Here is a 15689-nt window from a genome sequence, read left to right as displayed (position 1 = left end):
ACCGGGGGTCAGAGGCTCACGCCTCGAACACCTCGCGCACCAGCTGCTCCTGCTCGGCCTGGTGGCGCTTCGCCGAGCCGACCGCCGGGGACGACCCGTGCGGGCGGGAGATGCGCCGCAGGCGCTCGCCGTGCGGGACGTCCGCGCCGACCGCGAGGTCGAGGTGGTCGATCAGGTTGAGGGCGATGAACGGCCAGGCACCCTGGTTCGCCGGCTCCTCCTGGGCCCACAGGTACTTCTCGGCGTTCGGGTACTTGTTGACCTCCGCCTGGACCTCGGCCCCGGGCAGGGGGTAGAGGCGCTCGATGCGGATGATCGCCGTGTCCGTGACGCCGCGCTTCTGACGCTCGGCCTCCAGGTCGTAGTAGACCTTGCCGGCGCAGAAGACGACCTTCTTGACCGCGTTCGGGTCGACCGAGCCGTCGCCGATGACCGGGCGGAACTCGCCGCTCGTGAACTCCTCCGCCTTCGACGCGGCGGCCTTCAGACGCAGCATCGACTTCGGGGTGAAGACGACCAGCGGCTTGTGGTGCGGGTTGTGCACCTGCCACCGCAGGAGGTGGAAGTAGTTCGACGGGGAGGTCGGCATGGCGACCGTCATGTTGTTCTGCGCGCACATCTGGAGGAAGCGCTCCGGGCGGGCGGACGAGTGGTCCGGGCCCTGGCCCTCGTAGCCGTGCGGGAGCAGCAGGGTGACGCCGGACGTCTGGCCCCACTTCTGCTCCGCCGAGGAGATGAACTCGTCCACGACCGTCTGGGCGCCGTTGACGAAGTCGCCGAACTGGGCCTCCCACATCACCAGGGACTCGGGGCGGGCGAGCGAGTAGCCGTACTCGAAGCCCATCGCCGCGTACTCGGAGAGCAGGGAGTTGTAGACGTTCAGCCGCGCCTGGTCCTCGGAGAGGTACATCAGCGGCGTGAACTCCTCGCCCGTCTCACGGTCGATGATCACCGCGTGACGCTGGCCGAAGGTGCCGCGCTGCGAGTCCTGGCCGGCCAGCCGGACCGGGGTGCCCTCCAGGAGGAGGGAGCCGACCGCGAGGGTCTCGCCCATGCCCCAGTCGATCGTGCCGTCCTCGACCATGGCCGCCCGGCGCTGCAGCTGCGGCAGCAGACGCGGGTGGGCGGTGATGTGGTCCGGGACGTTGACCTGGGACTCGGCGATGCGCTTGACGGTCTCCGCCGTGATCGCGGTGTTCACCGCGACCGGGAAGCCGTCCTGCGGGTCGTGGACCTCGGCGGACGCCGACTGGGAGGTGGCCTCGCGGACCTCCGTGAAGACCTTCTCCAGCTGGCCCTGGTAGTCCTGGAGGGCCTGCTCGGCCTCTTCCAGGGTGATGTCGCCGCGACCGATGAGGGACTCGGTGTAGAGCTTGCGCACCGAGCGCTTCTTGTCGATCAGGTCGTACATCAGCGGCTGGGTGAAGGCCGGGTTGTCCGACTCGTTGTGACCGCGGCGGCGGTAGCAGATGAGGTCGATCACCACGTCCTTGTTGAACGCCTGGCGGAACTCGAAGGCGAGCCGCGCGACGCGGACCACGGCCTCCGGGTCGTCGCCGTTCACGTGGAAGATCGGGGCCTCGATCATGCGGGCCACGTCGGTCGCGTACATCGAGGAGCGCGACGACTCGGGGGCCGCGGTGAAGCCGACCTGGTTGTTGATGACGATGTGGACCGTGCCGCCGGTGCGGTAGCCGCGCAGCTGCGACATGTTCAGGGTCTCGGCCACCACGCCCTGGCCCGCGAAGGCCGCGTCGCCGTGGAGGGCCACCGGCAGGACCGTGAAGTCCGTGCCGCCCTTGTTGATGATGTCCTGCTTGGCGCGCGCGACGCCCTCCAGGACCGGGTCCACGGCCTCCAGGTGCGAGGGGTTCGCGACCAGGCTGACCTTGATCTGCTCGCCGTCCAGGCCCGTGAAGGTGCCCTCGGCGCCCAGGTGGTACTTCACGTCGCCGGAGCCGTGCATCGACTTCGGGTCGAGGTTGCCCTCGAACTCGCGGAAGATCTGCGCGTACGACTTGCCGACGATGTTCGCGAGGACGTTCAGGCGGCCGCGGTGGGCCATGCCGATGACGACCTCGTCGAGGCGGGACTCCGCCGCCGAGTCGATGACCGCGTCCAGCAGCGGGATGACCGATTCGCCGCCCTCGAGGGAGAAGCGCTTCTGGCCGACGTACTTGGTCTGCAGGAAGGTCTCGAAGGCCTCCGCCGCGTTCAGCCGGCGCAGGATGCGCAGCTGCTCCTCGCGCTCCGGCTTGGTGTGCGGGCGCTCGATGCGGTCCTGGATCCAGCGGCGCTGCTTCGGGTCCTGGATGTGCATGAACTCGATGCCGGTCGTACGGCAGTACGAGTCGCGCAGGACGCCGAGGATGTCACGGAGCTTCATCAGGGACTTGCCCGAGAAGCCGCCGACCGCGAACTCGCGCTCCAGGTCCCACAGGGTGAGCCCGTGCTCGGTGATGTCCAGGTCGGGGTGCTTGCGCTGGCGGTACTCCAGCGGGTCGGTGTCGGCCATGACGTGGCCGCGGACCCGGTAGGAGTGGATCAGCTCGAAGACGCGGGCGGCCTTGGTGACGTCGTCGTCGTGCGAGGCGTCGATGTCCTTGAGCCAGCGGACAGGCTCGTAGGGGATGCGCAGGGCCTCGAAGATGTCGTCGTAGAAGCCGCCCTCGCCGAGGAGGAAGTTCGCGACGATCCGCAGGAACTCGCCGGAGGCGGCGCCCTGGATGACCCGGTGGTCGTACGTCGAGGTCAGGGTCATGACCTTCGAGATGCCCAGCTTGTTCAGGGTGTCCTGGGACGTGCCCTGGAACTCGGCCGGGTAGTCCATGGAGCCGACGCCCATGATGACCGACTGGCCGGGCATCAGACGCGGCACGGAGTGGACGGTGCCGAGGCCGCCGGGGTTGGTCAGGGAGACCGTGACACCGGTGAAGTCGTCCATCGTCAGCTTGCCGTCACGGGCGCGGCGGACGATGTCCTCGTAGGCCTGCCAGAACTCGAAGAAGTTCAGCGTCTCGGCCTTCTTGATGCCCGCGACGACCAGCTGGCGGTCGCCGTTGGGCTTCACCAGGTCGATGGCGAGGCCGAAGTTGACGTGCGGCGGCTTGACGAGGGTGGGCTTCCCGTCCTTCTCCGCGTAGTGCCAGTTCATCGACGGCATCGTCTTGATGGCCTGCACCATCGCGTAGCCGATCAGGTGCGTGAAGGAGATCTTCCCGCCCCGGGCGCGCTTGAGGTGGTTGTTGATGACGATGCGGTTGTCGAACAGCAGCTTCACCGGGACGGCGCGCACGGACGTGGCCGTGGGCAGCTCCAGCGAGGCGTTCATGTTCTTCGCGACCGCGGCGGCCGGGCCGCGCAGGGTGATCAGCTCCGGGCCCTCGGCGGCGGCAGCGGCGGGCGCGGCCTGCTTCGCGGGGGCGGCGGCCTTCGGCTTCGCCGGCGCGGGCGCGGCGGCCGCGGGCTTCGCGGGGGCCGGGGCAGCGGCGGCGGGCTTCGGGGCAGCCGGGGCGGGGGTGGCCGGGGCGGCGGGTGCGGCCTGGGCCGGGGCGGCGGGGGCCGCGGGTGTGGTGGTCGCTGCGGGCCCCGTGGCCGCAGAGCTCGCCGGAGCCGGGGCGGCAGCCGCGCCTGGCTTGTAGTCGGCGAAGAAGTCCCACCAGGCTCGGTCTACCGAATTCGGGTCCTGGAGGTACTGCTGATAGATCTCGTCGACGAGCCACTCGTTCGGACCGAAGGCCGCGGCGGGGTTCTTACCCGCTTGGTCTGCGTCGGTCGAGATGCTCGAGTTACTGGGGGACTGTGGCGACACGGCGGCAACCGCCCTCTTCCGCTTCACAAGGTGATGGACAGCGGGAATTAAGGCTACGCCCCCGTGGCCGGGTAGGTCAGGCCGAGTCCGCTCTTCGTCGCGTAAGTCACATCGGAATGCGTGTTTCGGGGGTGGAAATGGCGGGAAACAAGCGTGGTTCCGGTCTGGAACGGGGGTGGGGGGCGGGTGCCGGGCATGCGTCGGGTGGGGCCTGCGGCGATGTGCACGCGGCCCTCTGCTCGAACGCACCTGATCACACGTGTCCGGCTGGGCGGATCTGCCATGGATCTTGTGGCTCCGGTTCGAACTTTACGTCAACTTGGGGGAGAAGTAAGCCCCGGGAGGATGAGCGATATCTGGCAATGGCGGGGGGATTCAGCCAGGTGGGATGTGGGTATCGCGGGATTTTTCCGGCCCCCGCCGCCCCTACCCGTCCCCTCCTGCCCCGGGGGTCTGGGAGGGCGCGTGGTCGGGTGCGGGTTCGTGGGGGTTGCTCGCGCAGTTCCCCGCGCCCCTGGAGAGCCTGCGGCTCTCCGCAGAGCGCGCCCGGGTGGTCGGCCTAGGTGGTCGCCGGGCTCTGCGGTTTCGGGGGTATGCCCGGGAGGATCACCTGGATGCGGCAGCCCTTGGGGGATTCGGCTACTCCGATGCGGCCGCCGTGGAGGTCCACCGCCCAGCGGGCGATCGCCAGGCCCAGGCCGGTGCCGCCGTCGCTGCCGGGGCCGTGGGGGGAGCTGACGGCGCCGCGGTTGAAGCGTTCGAAGACGCGGTGCCACTCGGACTCGGGGATGCCGGGGCCCTCGTCCAGGACCTCCAGTTCCAGCGACTCGGCGGTGGGGCCGCGCCGGGCCTTCACGGTCACGCGGCCGTGCGCCGGGCTGTGCTTGACCGCGTTGTCGATGAGATTGGCGACCACCTGGTGGATGCGCTCCGGGTCCGCGTTCGCGGTGAGCTCCGGCGGGTGCACGTCCAGGTGCAGGTGCACGTCCGTACGCGTGTGCTTGCCGGAGTCCGAGGCGACGCCGCCGCGGGCCGAGGCGACCATCTGGGCCTCCTTGAGGACGCCCGAGAGGTACGGCCAGACCTCGAAGCGGCGGCGGCGCAGCGGGACGACGCCGTTGTCCAGGCGGGACAGGTCCAAGAGGGTCTCCACCAGCCGGCCGAGGCGCTCGGTCTGCTTCAGGGCCGTGCGCATCGTCTCCGGGTCGGCCTGGGTGACGCCGTCGACGATGTTCTCCAGGACCGCCCGCAGGCCCGCGATGGGCGTGCGCAGCTCGTGGGAGACATTCGCCACGAGCTCCTTGCGCTGGCGGTCCTGGGCCTCCAGTTCGTCCGCCATGAGATTGATCGTGTGGGCGAGGTCGCCCAGCTCGTCCCGGCGGTTCTCGCTGACCCGCCGGGTGTAGTCGCCGCGCGAGATGGACCGGGCGACCGCGTTCATCTCGTCCAGCGGCGCGGTGAGTGAATGCGCCACGAACTGCGTTATCAGGAGTGTGGCGATCATCGAGAACACCGTGATGAAGCGCAGCTCCGTCTTGGTGTGCACCGCGATCATCGACAGACCGGTGGTGATCAGGACCGAGATGACGACGAGCGCGCCCAGCTTCGTCTTGATCGAGAAGGGGCGCACCCCGCCGAGCGGGCCCGCGCCCTTCCGCGACTGCGCGCCACCGGGAGCCCGGTTCCGGGACCTCGGGTCACCGATTCCGCTCATCACGCCACCAGCCCCCTGCGCCTACCTGTCTGCGTGCCTACGAATGCCCCGCGCACGCGGGACGGCGAGCACGGGTCAGGGAGTCGGGGTCTCCAGGGCGTACCCCACACCGTGCACCGTGCGGATCCGCTCCGCGCCGATCTTCCGCCGCAGCGCCTTGATGTGGCTGTCCACGGTCCGCGTCCCGGACGCGTCCGCCCAGTCCCACACCTCGGCGAGCAGCTGCTCGCGCGAGAGTACGGCACGCGGGGTGTTCGCGAGACATACGAGGAGGTCGAACTCGGTGGGCGTGAGGTGCACGTCCTCGCTGCGCACCCGGACGCGGCGCTGGGCGTGGTCGATCTCCAGCTCGCCGAGGCGCAGGATGCCCGAGCGCGGCGTGGTCGCGGCCAGCGCGGCGCGCTCCACCCGGCGCAGCAGGACGTGCACGCGCGCGGCCAGTTCACGCATGGAGAACGGCTTGGTCATGTAGTCGTCGGCGCCGACGCCGAGCCCGACCAGCATGTCCGTCTCGTCGTCCCGGGCGGTGAGCATCAGCACGGGGACGGGCCGCTGGGCCTGGACGCGCCTGCACACCTCCAGGCCGTCGAAGCCGGGCAGCATGATGTCGAGGATCAGCAGGTCGGGCTGCCATGCCTCCGCCGTGTCCACCGCGGCCGGTCCGTCGGACGCGGTCTGCACGACGAAACCCTCGGCGCGCAGGCGGGCCGCGATGGCGTCGACGATCGTCGGGTCGTCCTCGACCACGAGCACGCGGCGCTGTGCGCCCGGCGTCGCCGTGGCGCTGTTGTGGGTGGTGTGTGTCTGCTCCATCGCCCGCCCCTGTGTTGCTTTCCGGAATCCGTGGGGTGATCCCTTGACTACGCATGGCTGCGCATGACTGCGATTGACGCTTGAATGATCGGCGTCAGGCAAGCAGGGTACGGGCAGTCACCGCACCAGGGCTATCCAGGTCGGACCGCGAGGTGCACGACGTCCGGAACTCCTCGGGCAACCGGGATCTCTTCGGTACGCACCTGTTGGAACCCGGCATTCCCCAAGGTTTCCTCGAATTCCGCAGATGGCCGGGCCGACCACACGGCAAGCACCCCACCTGGCCTCAACACCCTTGCGCAGCTTGCCAGTCCGGTCGGCGAGTACAGGCTGTCGTTGGTCTCGGAGACGGTCCAGTCGGGCCCGTTGTCGATGTCCAGGCAGAGTGCGTCGAACGTGTCGGATGTCTCATTGACGTAGGTGACGAGATCGGCTTCCACGATCTCCGTACGGGGGTCGGCGAGCGCCTCGGCGGACACCTCGGCCAGTGGTCCGGTGCGGTGCCACGCGATGACGGAGGGTTCGCGTTCGACAACTGTGATCGCACCCCAGCGCGGGTCCGCGGCGGCTCGGGCGAGCGAGAAGCCGACGCCCAGACCCCCGATGAGCACATGTGGCCGAGAACGATCCGTCAGCGCGGAGAGGGCGGCGTCGACCAGCAGCCGCTCCGAGCGGCCGTCCGAAGTGTCCATCAGGAAGCACCCGTTGGCGATGATCTGCAACAGCTCTCCGTGCCGTCGCAGCACGACCTCGCCGTAGGGGCCCTCGTGCCGGTCGATGACCACGGGTTCGTCGGTGATGGGCATCCGCCCATTTTCGCGCGCCCCCGGCTCCGAGGCAGCCGAATTTCGACGGACGGTGACGCCGCGTCGACAACCCGGTGGCGAATGGCTCGATCGGCGCGCCGTGTCAGAGCGTCAGGCCGTGGCCGTACGGGAAGACCGGGTCCGCGGTGTCGTTGGGGACGTCCGGGCGGGACGCCTCGACGGCCGCCATGGAACGGGGCAGTTCGAAGGGCAGCCGGCCCTCGGCCCGGGCCCGGCCGAAGGCCACGTCGAGCAGGGCCGTGTCCGAGGCCCCGTAGTCGGCGACGAGCGCGGCGGCCTTCTCCGCGATCTCCGGGAGGACGGCGGGCCGCTCCAGGTTGACGCAGACCAGGGTCGGCACGGCCGCCAGCAGCGCCAGGATCTCCTTCAGCCGCTCCTCGTCGAACGCCAGCGACCCGGAGTGGAAGAAGGACTCGAACAAGCCCGGTCGCTCCTCGTACGGCGTGCGCAGCCGCAGCACGGCGACGTCCGCGTGGGCCGGGTCGGCCACGACGTTGCCGTACAGGGACGCCGTCTGCGCGCCGACCCCTTCGACGTACAGGTTGGGGCGGTCGGTGAGCGGGAGGAGGGAGTGGTTGGTCAGGATCGTGAGCGAGCGGCGCTGGGCGGCCTCGCCGAGGGCGGTGAACTCGCTCGCGCCGACGGTCTCCTCGGCCCGGTCCGGGTCGACGTACCGCCTCTCGAAGAGGCCGAGGACGAACTTCACGCGCAGCAGACGGCGGACCGAGGCGTCGACGCGGTCCTCGGTGATCCGGCCGGAGCGGACCAGTTCGACGATCACCTCGGGGCACTGTTCTCCGCCGAACTGGTCGGCGCCCGCGTCCAGGGCCTTCGCGGCGCGTTCGGCGAGGGTGAGGTGTTCGACGCCCCAGGCGTGGGCCTGGTGCGGTTCGCCGCCGATGGACGCGTCGGTGAGCAGGCCCCAGTCGGTGCAGACGACGCCGTCGAAGCCGAGGCGTTCGCGCAGCAGTCCGGTGAGGACGTCCCGGTTGAAGCCGAAGCCGACCTCCTCCCAGCCGTCCACGCCGATCGGCTGCCCGTAGTACGGCATCATCTGCGCGCACCCCGCCTCGACGGCGGCCCGGAAGGGCGCGAGGTGGTGGTCGTGCATGCCGCCGGGATAGATCTGCTCCTTGCCGTACGGGAAGTGCGGGTCCTCGCCGTCGCGTTGCGGGCCGCCGCCGGGGAAGTGCTTGACCATGGCGGCGACCGACCGCGGGCCGAGCCGGGGCCCCTGGAGGCCGCGTACGTACGCCCTGGCCAGGGCGCTCGTGACCTCGGCGGACGAGCCGAAGGTGCCGGACTGGCGCGACCAGCGGGGCTCGGTGGCGAGGTCGATCTGCGGGTGCAGGGCGACCCGGAAGCCGACGGCGAGGTACTCGCGGCGGACCGTGTCGGCGAACTTCTCCACCAGCTCCGGTTCGCCGATCGCGCCCAGGCCCAGGGGCTCGGGCCAGGCCGAGAAGGCACCGGCGCCGATGGAGGCGCCCGGGTGGTCGGTGAACGAGTGGCGCGGGTCGGTGGAGAGGGTGACCGGGATGCCCAGGCGGGTGTCGGCCGCGACCGCCTGGAGCCGGTTGACCCATTCCGCCGTCTCGCGCGCGCCGTGGCCGCCCATGAGGTTGAAGTGGGTCAGCCGGCCGTCCACGACCAGTTCCGTGGTGCCCTGCCGGGGGGACGAGGCGTCGGTCGCCTCCACGAGCGTCCCGTCCTCGTTCATCGTCAGCATCGTGTGGAAGAGCTGACCCGCCTTCTCCGCGAGGGTCATCCGGGACAGCAGGTCCTCCACCCGTTCGTCGACGGGCCGGCTCGGGTCGAGGTACGGGGCTGTGGACATCCTGGGTTCCTTGGACGAGGCGGTGGCAGGGTGCGAGTGGGGGTCACCTGACCGCGCGGACGGTCCGGGGTGACGGTGATGGGCTCTCCTGGGGACGGGGGTTGCGGCGTCGCCGCGCAGGCCAGTTCAGGGAAGCAGTAAAACCGAGTGGGTACTAGGTTTTGGGCAAGTGGCCACTCTCACGCGGCAGATGGCTTGAAAGAAGGGGGTGGTTGACTCGTGTAACCGCCGGTCCGCAGGGGCTCTTGAGGCCGTGGGGCGGGGGCTAAAGTGGCGGACATGGTGCGAAACCCGAGGCCGGAGGGGCCGGAGGGATCCGACAGCTCCGCGGGGCGCGCGCCGGAGGACTCCGGTGGCGTGCGGGGCACGTACGCCGTCGGGGACGAGCGGCGGCTGCGCATTCTCGACGCGGCCGTCGAGCGCTTCGCCCAACGGGGTTTCCACGCCTCCTCGTTGGCCCGGATCGCCGCCGACGTCGGCCTCACCCAGGGCGGGCTGCTGCATCACTTCCGCAGCAAGGAGGACCTGCTCGTCCAGGTCCTGGAACGCATAGACCAGACGGACCGGGAGCGGTTCTTCTCCCGGGAGTTCGAGTCGGCCGCCGACATGTTCACGGCGCTCGTGCGACTCGCCGAGTACAACAGCACCCGCCTGGGCCGCACCCGGATGTTCAACGTCCTGGCCGCCGAGGCCGGCGACCCCGGGCATCCCGCCCACGCCTACTTCGTCGAGCGGTACGCCGAGGTGATCGGCACGCTGTCCGCGGTGCTGCGGCGCGGGGTGGACGGCGGTGAACTGCGGGCCGGCACGGATGTGGTGGCCGTGGCGCAGGAACTGGCCGCGGTGATGGACGGGCTGCAGATCCAGTGGGTGCTGGATCCGAAGGGGTTCGACATGGCGGGCCGGTTCCGGGCGTATGTGGAGCGGGTGAGGCGGGAGATCGGGGGCCCGTAGCTGTCGGCTTGCTGTGAATCGCCCTCCGGGTGGCGGAGGTCACAGACAAGGACGTACCGGGGCGTCGAGGGTGAGGTGAAACGGAAGGAGCGCCTCACCTTGGATGCCGCCGAGACTGTGGAGACCGCGGGGCCCGTCCTCGACGGCATCCCGCGGCAGCCCGGTGCGGCGCCCGGTGGGGCGCCCGGCGCGGCGTCCAGTGGGGTGACGGAGCGGGAACCGGCGGAGGTCGCGGACGTCGGGGCGCACGTGGAGCCCGGGGCGTACGTGGACTCAGGGGCGTACGCCGGGCGGGTGTCCTCCTCGCGTCGGCGCACGCCGTTCCCGCGCCCCTGGCGGCTGCTCCCCGCCCCCGCCGGCACGCCCTTCACCTTCTTCTACGCCACCGTCCTCGTGGTGACCTCGCTCGTCGCCGAGTACGCCGACCCGGCCCTGGTGCACGCGCTGCACCAGGGCTCCAGTACGGATGTGGCCCATCTGGTCCGCACCCCCGTACTCGTCCTGATCGCGAGTGCGCTGTGGGTCGCGGGCGGGGTCGCTTCCCTGTACGCCGTCGCCTTCCTGCTGGTGCTGACCGCGCTGGAACGCCGGATCGGCGGGTGGCGCACGGCCGGTGTGTTCCTGCTGGGCCATGTCCTCGCCACCCTCGCGACGGAGGTCCCGGTGGGCCTCGCCGTCCTGGCCGGCCGTCTCCCCGACAGCTCCCTCCACCGGCTCGACTACGGCATCAGCTTCGGCGTGGCCGCGAGCGCGGGCGCGTTGGCGGGCCTGCTCCCGCCGTGGCTGCGGTGGCCGCTGCTGCTGGGCTTCGGCGGGATGCTGGTGGACGACCTGCTCGCCTACGCGGACCCGCTGACCAACTGGGGGCATCTGCTCTCCCTGGCGATCGGGGTTGCCGCATGGCCGGTGGTGCGGCGGTGGCGGCGGTCGGCGGGTGACGGTCCTGTGGGCCCGGTCGGTCCGGGGGCGCGTACGAGTCGGGCTCAGGCCGCCACGACCGCCGCGTAGCCGCCGGCCGCGTCCAGCGCGTCGAGCGGGCCGTGGAAGGCGACACGACCGTCGGCCAGGACGGTCACGTCGTCGCAGGCGCCCTCCACGTCCTCCATGAGGTGGGTGGACACGACCACACACGCGTGCCGCCCCAACCGCCGTACGAGGACGTGGAAGTCGGACCGTTGCCGCGGATCCAGCCCGGTGGTCGGCTCGTCGAGCAGGAGCAGGGTGGGCGAGTTGACGAGGGCCTGCGCGATGCCGACCCGCTGCTTCATCCCGCCGGAGAGGGTGCGGAGTCTGTGCCCCAGACGGTCATGCAGGTCCACGGCCTCCGCCGCCCTGTCCACGGCCTCGGCGATGCGACCTCCCGGCATGTCGCGCAGCCAAGCCGCGGACGACAGGAACTCCCGCACCGTGTAACCGCGGAACACACCGAACTCCTGGGGGAGGTAGCCGAGACGGCGTCTGATCTCGAGGCGTTGCGCCGGCACGCGGGGATCGCGGTCGAGCAGGGTGACCGTGCCTTCGGTCGGGGCGATCGCCGTGGCGAGGACGCGGAGCAGCGTCGACTTCCCGGCGCCGTTGGGGCCGAGCACGGCGTGCACACCCTGGCCCAGGGCGAGGGTGAGCTCGTCCAGGACGAGGGCTCGGCGGCGGCGTACGCAGAGGCGATCGGTGCGGATCATCGGGAGCCTCGCTGGTGTCGTCGGGGCCGGGGCGGGCGGTGGTCGCCGGGGGAGGGGGTGTTGTAGGCGTGGCGGCGCAGGAAGAGGAGTTCGACGAGGACGGCGGCGCCGATGGCCCAGATCAGCTGCCTGCTGTCTCTGAGGAGGAGAGAGAGGGCCTTGAACAGTTCCCGGCGACCCAGCCCGGTGACGGTGTTCTCCTGTCCGCACAGGTGAGTGATCGTCGCGACGGTGAGCAGCCAGCCGCAGGTGGTGAGCAGTGCGGCGAACCGGCTGTCGACGTAGGAACTGAGCAGCAGTGTCGCCAGCGTGAGGAAGAGGCAGGGCAACAGCCACCCCGCGGGACCGACTTCCAGCTCTTCAGGGACTCGCCCGGACACCGCGAACGTGGCCGCTGCCAGCAACGGCACGCACAGGACCAGTACCTGCCCGGTTCTGATCAGCAGGAGCCGCAGGCCTCCGGCAGGGGTCGTACGGGTCACTTCCGCGAACGGGTCGGCTCTGCCGCCGTAGCTCGCCGCCACGCAGAGCAGAGGGAGCAGTGGGGCGAGCAGGAGCAGTACCGGCAGGGTGTCGTCATCGCGTTCGACACGGGACAGCCATGCGCCGGTCGCGCATACGCCCAGGACGGCGAGCAGCCAGGACACCCGCAGTCCGTGCACGGCGAAGAGCCACGGAGGCCGCCGCCGTGGTGCTCCGCCGCCCGACGGTGCGGGGGGCGGCGGATCAGGGGGCGGGGGACCGCCGAGCCGGTTGAGGAGTGAGCCCAGTACGGCGTCGAGGCGCAGGCCTTGCGTCCCGCTCCGTACGGAGGCATTGACCGCTGTCGCACAGCGGCGGCATGCGAGCAGATGAGCCTCCGTGTACCGGAGGAGGCCGGAGGAGAGAGTGCCGTGGGCGTACGCGGTGACCCAGGCGCACGGGAGGTGACGGTCGTCGGTGCGGGTCCCGGCCCGGGCCAGGGGTGAGGAGTCGGTCATCGGATGGCAGCCTCTGGGGTCGGCGGAGGATGAGGAAGGGGTCGGTCCGCACGGGCGTGAGCGAAATAGCGGCTCAGCCAGACGGCTCGGGTGCCGGGCGGGAGGGCGGATATGTGGGCGACCAGGCGGCGGACAGCCGGGGGACGGTCGCGGAGGTCGCGCTGCTCGGTGGGGAGGAACCACAGGTGGAGTGCCTCGACGACACGGTCGTCATGGGGCGACACGGAGGGTTCCCACCTGAGGCAGTGCGGGTCCGCGATCACCTCGGCGACGTCGTCGAAGCGCTCGACACGTCCGTCCTCCGGTCTGACGTCGACCGTCCACCCTCGAACACCTGTGGAGGGCATGTCCGAGCAGGAGGTCTGCGTCTCCGCCGTGGCCAGGAAATGCGAGGGGCCGCCCTCGACGTTCGCCAGTTTGGCGGCGAAATGGCCGACGAGCCGACGCAACTCCGCACGGAACCTCGCTCGGTCGTCCGACAGGCACAGGACAGGGGGCGTGTGCGTGCAGCGGACGGCGATGGTCACCGGCCCGGGCTTGGGAGCCGCCGGGTGGTCGACGGGCAGGACGTACACGGCGGATGCGAGCGCGGCGCCGAGGAACGAGGCGAGCACCCGTCGCCGTGCCAGTACGGCGAGCGCTGTCACCGCCACGGTCCCCAGCAGGGCGAGCGCGAGCCAGTAGAGCGGCAGGGCCGTGGTGTCCGGCAGGTCGCGCCACCACTCGTACCCGGGGATGGCGGGGCCTGTGTAACGCCGGTCGGGGGTGACGTCGTACCACGACACCCCCAGGTGGATCGCGAAGGGCTCGTCGGCGGACTCGATGAGCGAGCCCGCGACAGCGACCCCGACGGTGGCGAGGACGGGTACGACACGGAGAGGCAGCAACTCGCCGACGGCATGGGCGAGGCAGGTCGCGGCGATCAGCAGAGCCGCGTTGTAGGCCACTTCGTGCAGAGGCGGGGCTCCGGCCGTCGCCGTGCGCCAGGTGGCAACCAGAAGCAGCAGCGTGACGGCTGTGAAGCCGGTCAGTGGCCAGAGCACGGAAGGGGCACAGGACAGCAGGGCCCGTGGGAACGGTCCGCGCGCCGCATGGGGGTGGGCCCAGAGCATCCTGGCTCGCTCCTCCATGCCTCCTTGCCCGCATGCGAAACCCACCGCGACGGGCAGGGCGACCGAAAGGGCGGAGCCGAGCGCCTCGCCGGCGTTGATCCAGTCCCCTTGCCAGGGCGCCCAGAACGGAGTCGACCGCCGGGACCAGAGCCACGCCAGGAGGACACCTGTGAACACGACGGCGCCGATGGCCCCGGGGCCTCGGCGCAACCGCGTCCCCAGCACCCTGAGATGGCCGGAGCCACCTGGCGACCCTCCGAGGCCCCTACGAGCGCGGGCGAGGAACCCGGTCCCCACAGCCACCGACCTCGTCACCCCCGCCCCCGCGGTCGTCCTCGTCCCCGTGCGTCAGCAGCCACCGCCGTAGCTGGGCGCAGCCCCGTGACGCCCGCGCCTTCACCGTCCCCTCGGCCACGCCCAGCCGCTCCGCGGTCTCGCGGACGCTGAATCGGTGGAGGTATCGCAGCTCGATGACGTCCCGCTGGGCCGGGGGGAGTTCGGCGAGGGCCACCGCGACGGCCGCGTAGCGCGGGGAGGCGGCGAGGAGACAGTCCTCGGCGGAGGGAGCCGTGGCCGTGGCCGGCGGGGCGGACTGGACACGTTCGTCGAGCGCTGCCCGGCGCCCCTGCTCGCGGACGAGGTCCAGGGCCCGGCGGTGGGCGATCCGCATCAGCCATCCGATGGCGTTGCCCTCATGGAACGACGACGCGCCCTTCCACGCCGAGAGGAACGCCTCCTGTACCGCGTCCTCGGCGGTGTCGGGGGAGAAGCCACGGTTCAGGAGGTGGGCGAAGATGCTTCCCGCGTGTCGGCCGAACAGCTCCGACAGTGCCTCGGTGCTTCCCTCCGCCATGGCACGGACGAGGTGGGTGTCACAGGGTGCGTTGTCCTCGGGGGAGGGCTCGGGCGGCGGGTCGGTGCAGGACCGGCACCCGGGAAATGTGGTCATGCGGCCTCGGTGGTCGTCGGTCGATCGGGCCGCGAAGTCCCCAGGTGCGGCCGCCGGTGTCATCACGTTCAGTTCATCGCTCGATGCGCTGTGTGAGGTTGCGTCGGTGGCGGCTGTCGTACGGGGCGGGGGTGTGCCGTCGGTGGTGCGGGCGGTTCCCGTGCGCCGTCGGTAGGCGCGCGGGGGGCGCGTGCGCCGGTTCGTCGAGGTCTTGGCGGGGTCTCGCTACGGGGTCGAGTCAAGGGGCCTTCCCGAGGGGCGCCCCTGGGAGGGCCGCTCCGAAAACCTCTGGAGGGTCGTCCCGCTCCGGTGCCGTGGCTCAGGCGTGGCCGGTGAACTTCGCGCTGGTCAGGGGGGCCCGTACCGTCCAGCCCAGTGACTCGTACAGGGCCCGGCCGTCCGGGGTGCCGCCCAGCACGCCCGTCTCCGCGCCCTGTTCGCGGGCGGCCCGGGTGAGGGCGCGCATGACGAGGGTGCCCAGGCCGCGACGGCGGTGGGCCGGGGACGTCTCTATCTGGTCGACGACCGCCGTAGCGCCGGTCGGGGCGACCTGGCCGCGGGCCGCCAGGGAACCGTCCGGCGCCGCGACCATCACGCGGGTCACGCCGCCGCGCGACCAGGTGCGCAGCCGGTAGCCGTCGGGCACGCAGGCCGGGGGCTCGTGGGGGTCCAGGCGTACGGACATGAGGTAGCCGGGGTCGGGGTCGATCCACCAGCCCTCGCCGAGCCATGAGGTCACCGCCGACGAGTCCGCGAAGACCTTGAGCCAGGTGCCGGGCCCGGTGACCGCGTCCGCCACCTTCCGTACCGCCCTCTCCTCCACGTCGTCGTTCGTCGCCGCGAAGACGTGACGCGTGACGTGATGGGTCAGGCCCATGTCGATGGTGAAGCCCCACGGCTCGACCACCGGGGGCGCCGCTCCCCGCGACACGACCCATCCGTCGACCCACGCCCGCACGATTCCGTCCACGCCGCCCCCCGCTCCGCGATCGTTGTAAGGGATGGGATGAGGA

The 15689-nt window shown here is 71.1% G+C and carries 12 protein-coding genes; 2 read left to right on the top strand and 10 right to left on the bottom strand.

Annotated elements, in window-relative coordinates:
- Positions 1-16: 16 nt before the first annotated feature.
- The 5 genes from ACZ52C_RS05500 to ACZ52C_RS05480 all read right to left on the bottom strand — a co-directional run bounded on the left by ACZ52C_RS05500 (position 17) and on the right by ACZ52C_RS05480 (position 9002).
- Entirely contained in the window at positions 17-3811 is a 3795-nt protein-coding gene (locus ACZ52C_RS05500; RefSeq protein WP_469073535.1) for a multifunctional oxoglutarate decarboxylase/oxoglutarate dehydrogenase thiamine pyrophosphate-binding subunit/dihydrolipoyllysine-residue succinyltransferase subunit, read from the bottom strand.
- A gap of 559 nt (positions 3812-4370) precedes the next feature.
- Positions 4371-5525, bottom strand: coding sequence for a HAMP domain-containing sensor histidine kinase (locus ACZ52C_RS05495; protein ID WP_469073534.1), 1155 nt, complete (start codon positions 5523-5525; stop codon positions 4371-4373).
- Positions 5526-5600: 75 nt separating this feature from the next.
- On the bottom strand, positions 5601-6338 hold the full coding sequence (locus ACZ52C_RS05490) for a response regulator transcription factor (protein ID WP_045558984.1): 738 nt from the start codon (positions 6336-6338) through the stop codon (positions 5601-5603).
- 131 nt (positions 6339-6469) lie between these two features.
- Positions 6470-7144, bottom strand: a complete 675-nt coding sequence (locus ACZ52C_RS05485; RefSeq protein ID WP_469073533.1) for a spermine/spermidine synthase domain-containing protein — start codon at positions 7142-7144, stop codon at positions 6470-6472.
- Positions 7145-7247: 103 nt separating this feature from the next.
- On the bottom strand, positions 7248-9002 hold the full coding sequence (locus tag ACZ52C_RS05480; protein ID WP_469073532.1) for a glycoside hydrolase family 3 protein: 1755 nt from the start codon (positions 9000-9002) through the stop codon (positions 7248-7250).
- A gap of 279 nt (positions 9003-9281) precedes the next feature.
- Between ACZ52C_RS05480 and ACZ52C_RS05475 the strand changes: the two genes are divergently transcribed.
- Both ACZ52C_RS05475 and ACZ52C_RS05470 read left to right on the top strand, forming a co-directional pair.
- The gene (locus ACZ52C_RS05475; RefSeq protein WP_469073531.1) at positions 9282-9956 is read left to right on the top strand and encodes a TetR/AcrR family transcriptional regulator; all 675 of its coding nucleotides are present in this window, start codon (positions 9282-9284) and stop codon (positions 9954-9956) included.
- A 99-nt stretch (positions 9957-10055) separates the two neighbouring features.
- Positions 10056-10964 carry a rhomboid-like protein gene (locus tag ACZ52C_RS05470; protein ID WP_469073530.1) on the top strand — a complete coding sequence of 303 codons (909 nt, stop codon included), beginning with the start codon at positions 10056-10058 and terminating at the stop codon, positions 10962-10964.
- Here the strand turns inward: ACZ52C_RS05470 and ACZ52C_RS05465 are convergent.
- The 5 genes from ACZ52C_RS05465 to ACZ52C_RS05445 all read right to left on the bottom strand — a co-directional run bounded on the left by ACZ52C_RS05465 (position 10940) and on the right by ACZ52C_RS05445 (position 15646).
- A complete protein-coding gene (locus ACZ52C_RS05465) occupies positions 10940-11635 on the bottom strand; it encodes an ATP-binding cassette domain-containing protein (RefSeq protein ID WP_469073529.1) in 696 nt (231 codons plus the stop codon). The two genes, ACZ52C_RS05470 and ACZ52C_RS05465, sit on opposite strands and share 25 nt — an antisense overlap.
- On the bottom strand, positions 11632-12615 hold the full coding sequence (locus ACZ52C_RS05460; protein WP_469073528.1) for a hypothetical protein: 984 nt from the start codon (positions 12613-12615) through the stop codon (positions 11632-11634). Before ACZ52C_RS05460 ends, ACZ52C_RS05465 begins: the two co-directional genes overlap by 4 nt.
- Positions 12612-13745, bottom strand: a complete 1134-nt coding sequence (locus ACZ52C_RS05455; protein ID WP_469073527.1) for a hypothetical protein — start codon at positions 13743-13745, stop codon at positions 12612-12614. The genes ACZ52C_RS05460 and ACZ52C_RS05455 overlap by 4 nt, the downstream gene beginning before the upstream one ends.
- A 247-nt stretch (positions 13746-13992) precedes the next feature.
- Positions 13993-14676 carry an RNA polymerase sigma factor gene (locus ACZ52C_RS05450; RefSeq protein WP_469073526.1) on the bottom strand — a complete coding sequence of 228 codons (684 nt, stop codon included), beginning with the start codon at positions 14674-14676 and terminating at the stop codon, positions 13993-13995.
- Between the two features lie 319 nt (positions 14677-14995).
- The gene (locus ACZ52C_RS05445) at positions 14996-15646 is read right to left on the bottom strand and encodes a GNAT family N-acetyltransferase (RefSeq protein ID WP_469073525.1); all 651 of its coding nucleotides are present in this window, start codon (positions 15644-15646) and stop codon (positions 14996-14998) included.
- Positions 15647-15689 lie beyond the last annotated feature (43 nt).

The sequence above is a fragment of the Streptomyces sp. NPDC034049 genome (assembly GCF_055575575.1).
The sequence above is the reverse complement of the archived record's forward strand: the minus strand, read 5'-3'. Positions and strand labels throughout refer to the sequence as shown.

What these genes read in the sequence shown, in the direction of transcription:
- ACZ52C_RS05480 (WP_469073532.1), bottom strand. Translation starts at nt 9,002, where the DNA reads ATGTCCACAGCCCCGTACCTCGACCCGAGCCGGCCCGTCGACGAACGG.
- ACZ52C_RS05460 (WP_469073528.1), bottom strand. Translation starts at nt 12,615, where the DNA reads ATGACCGACTCCTCACCCCTGGCCCGGGCCGGGACCCGCACCGACGAC.
- ACZ52C_RS05475 (WP_469073531.1), top strand. Translation starts at nt 9,282, where the DNA reads ATGGTGCGAAACCCGAGGCCGGAGGGGCCGGAGGGATCCGACAGCTCC.
- ACZ52C_RS05450 (WP_469073526.1), bottom strand. Translation starts at nt 14,676, where the DNA reads ATGACCACATTTCCCGGGTGCCGGTCCTGCACCGACCCGCCGCCCGAG.
- ACZ52C_RS05485 (WP_469073533.1), bottom strand. Translation starts at nt 7,144, where the DNA reads ATGCCCATCACCGACGAACCCGTGGTCATCGACCGGCACGAGGGCCCC.
- ACZ52C_RS05490 (WP_045558984.1), bottom strand. Translation starts at nt 6,338, where the DNA reads ATGGAGCAGACACACACCACCCACAACAGCGCCACGGCGACGCCGGGC.
- ACZ52C_RS05465 (WP_469073529.1), bottom strand. Translation starts at nt 11,635, where the DNA reads ATGATCCGCACCGATCGCCTCTGCGTACGCCGCCGCCGAGCCCTCGTC.
- ACZ52C_RS05495 (WP_469073534.1), bottom strand. Translation starts at nt 5,525, where the DNA reads ATGAGCGGAATCGGTGACCCGAGGTCCCGGAACCGGGCTCCCGGTGGC.
- ACZ52C_RS05455 (WP_469073527.1), bottom strand. Translation starts at nt 13,745, where the DNA reads ATGGAGGAGCGAGCCAGGATGCTCTGGGCCCACCCCCATGCGGCGCGC.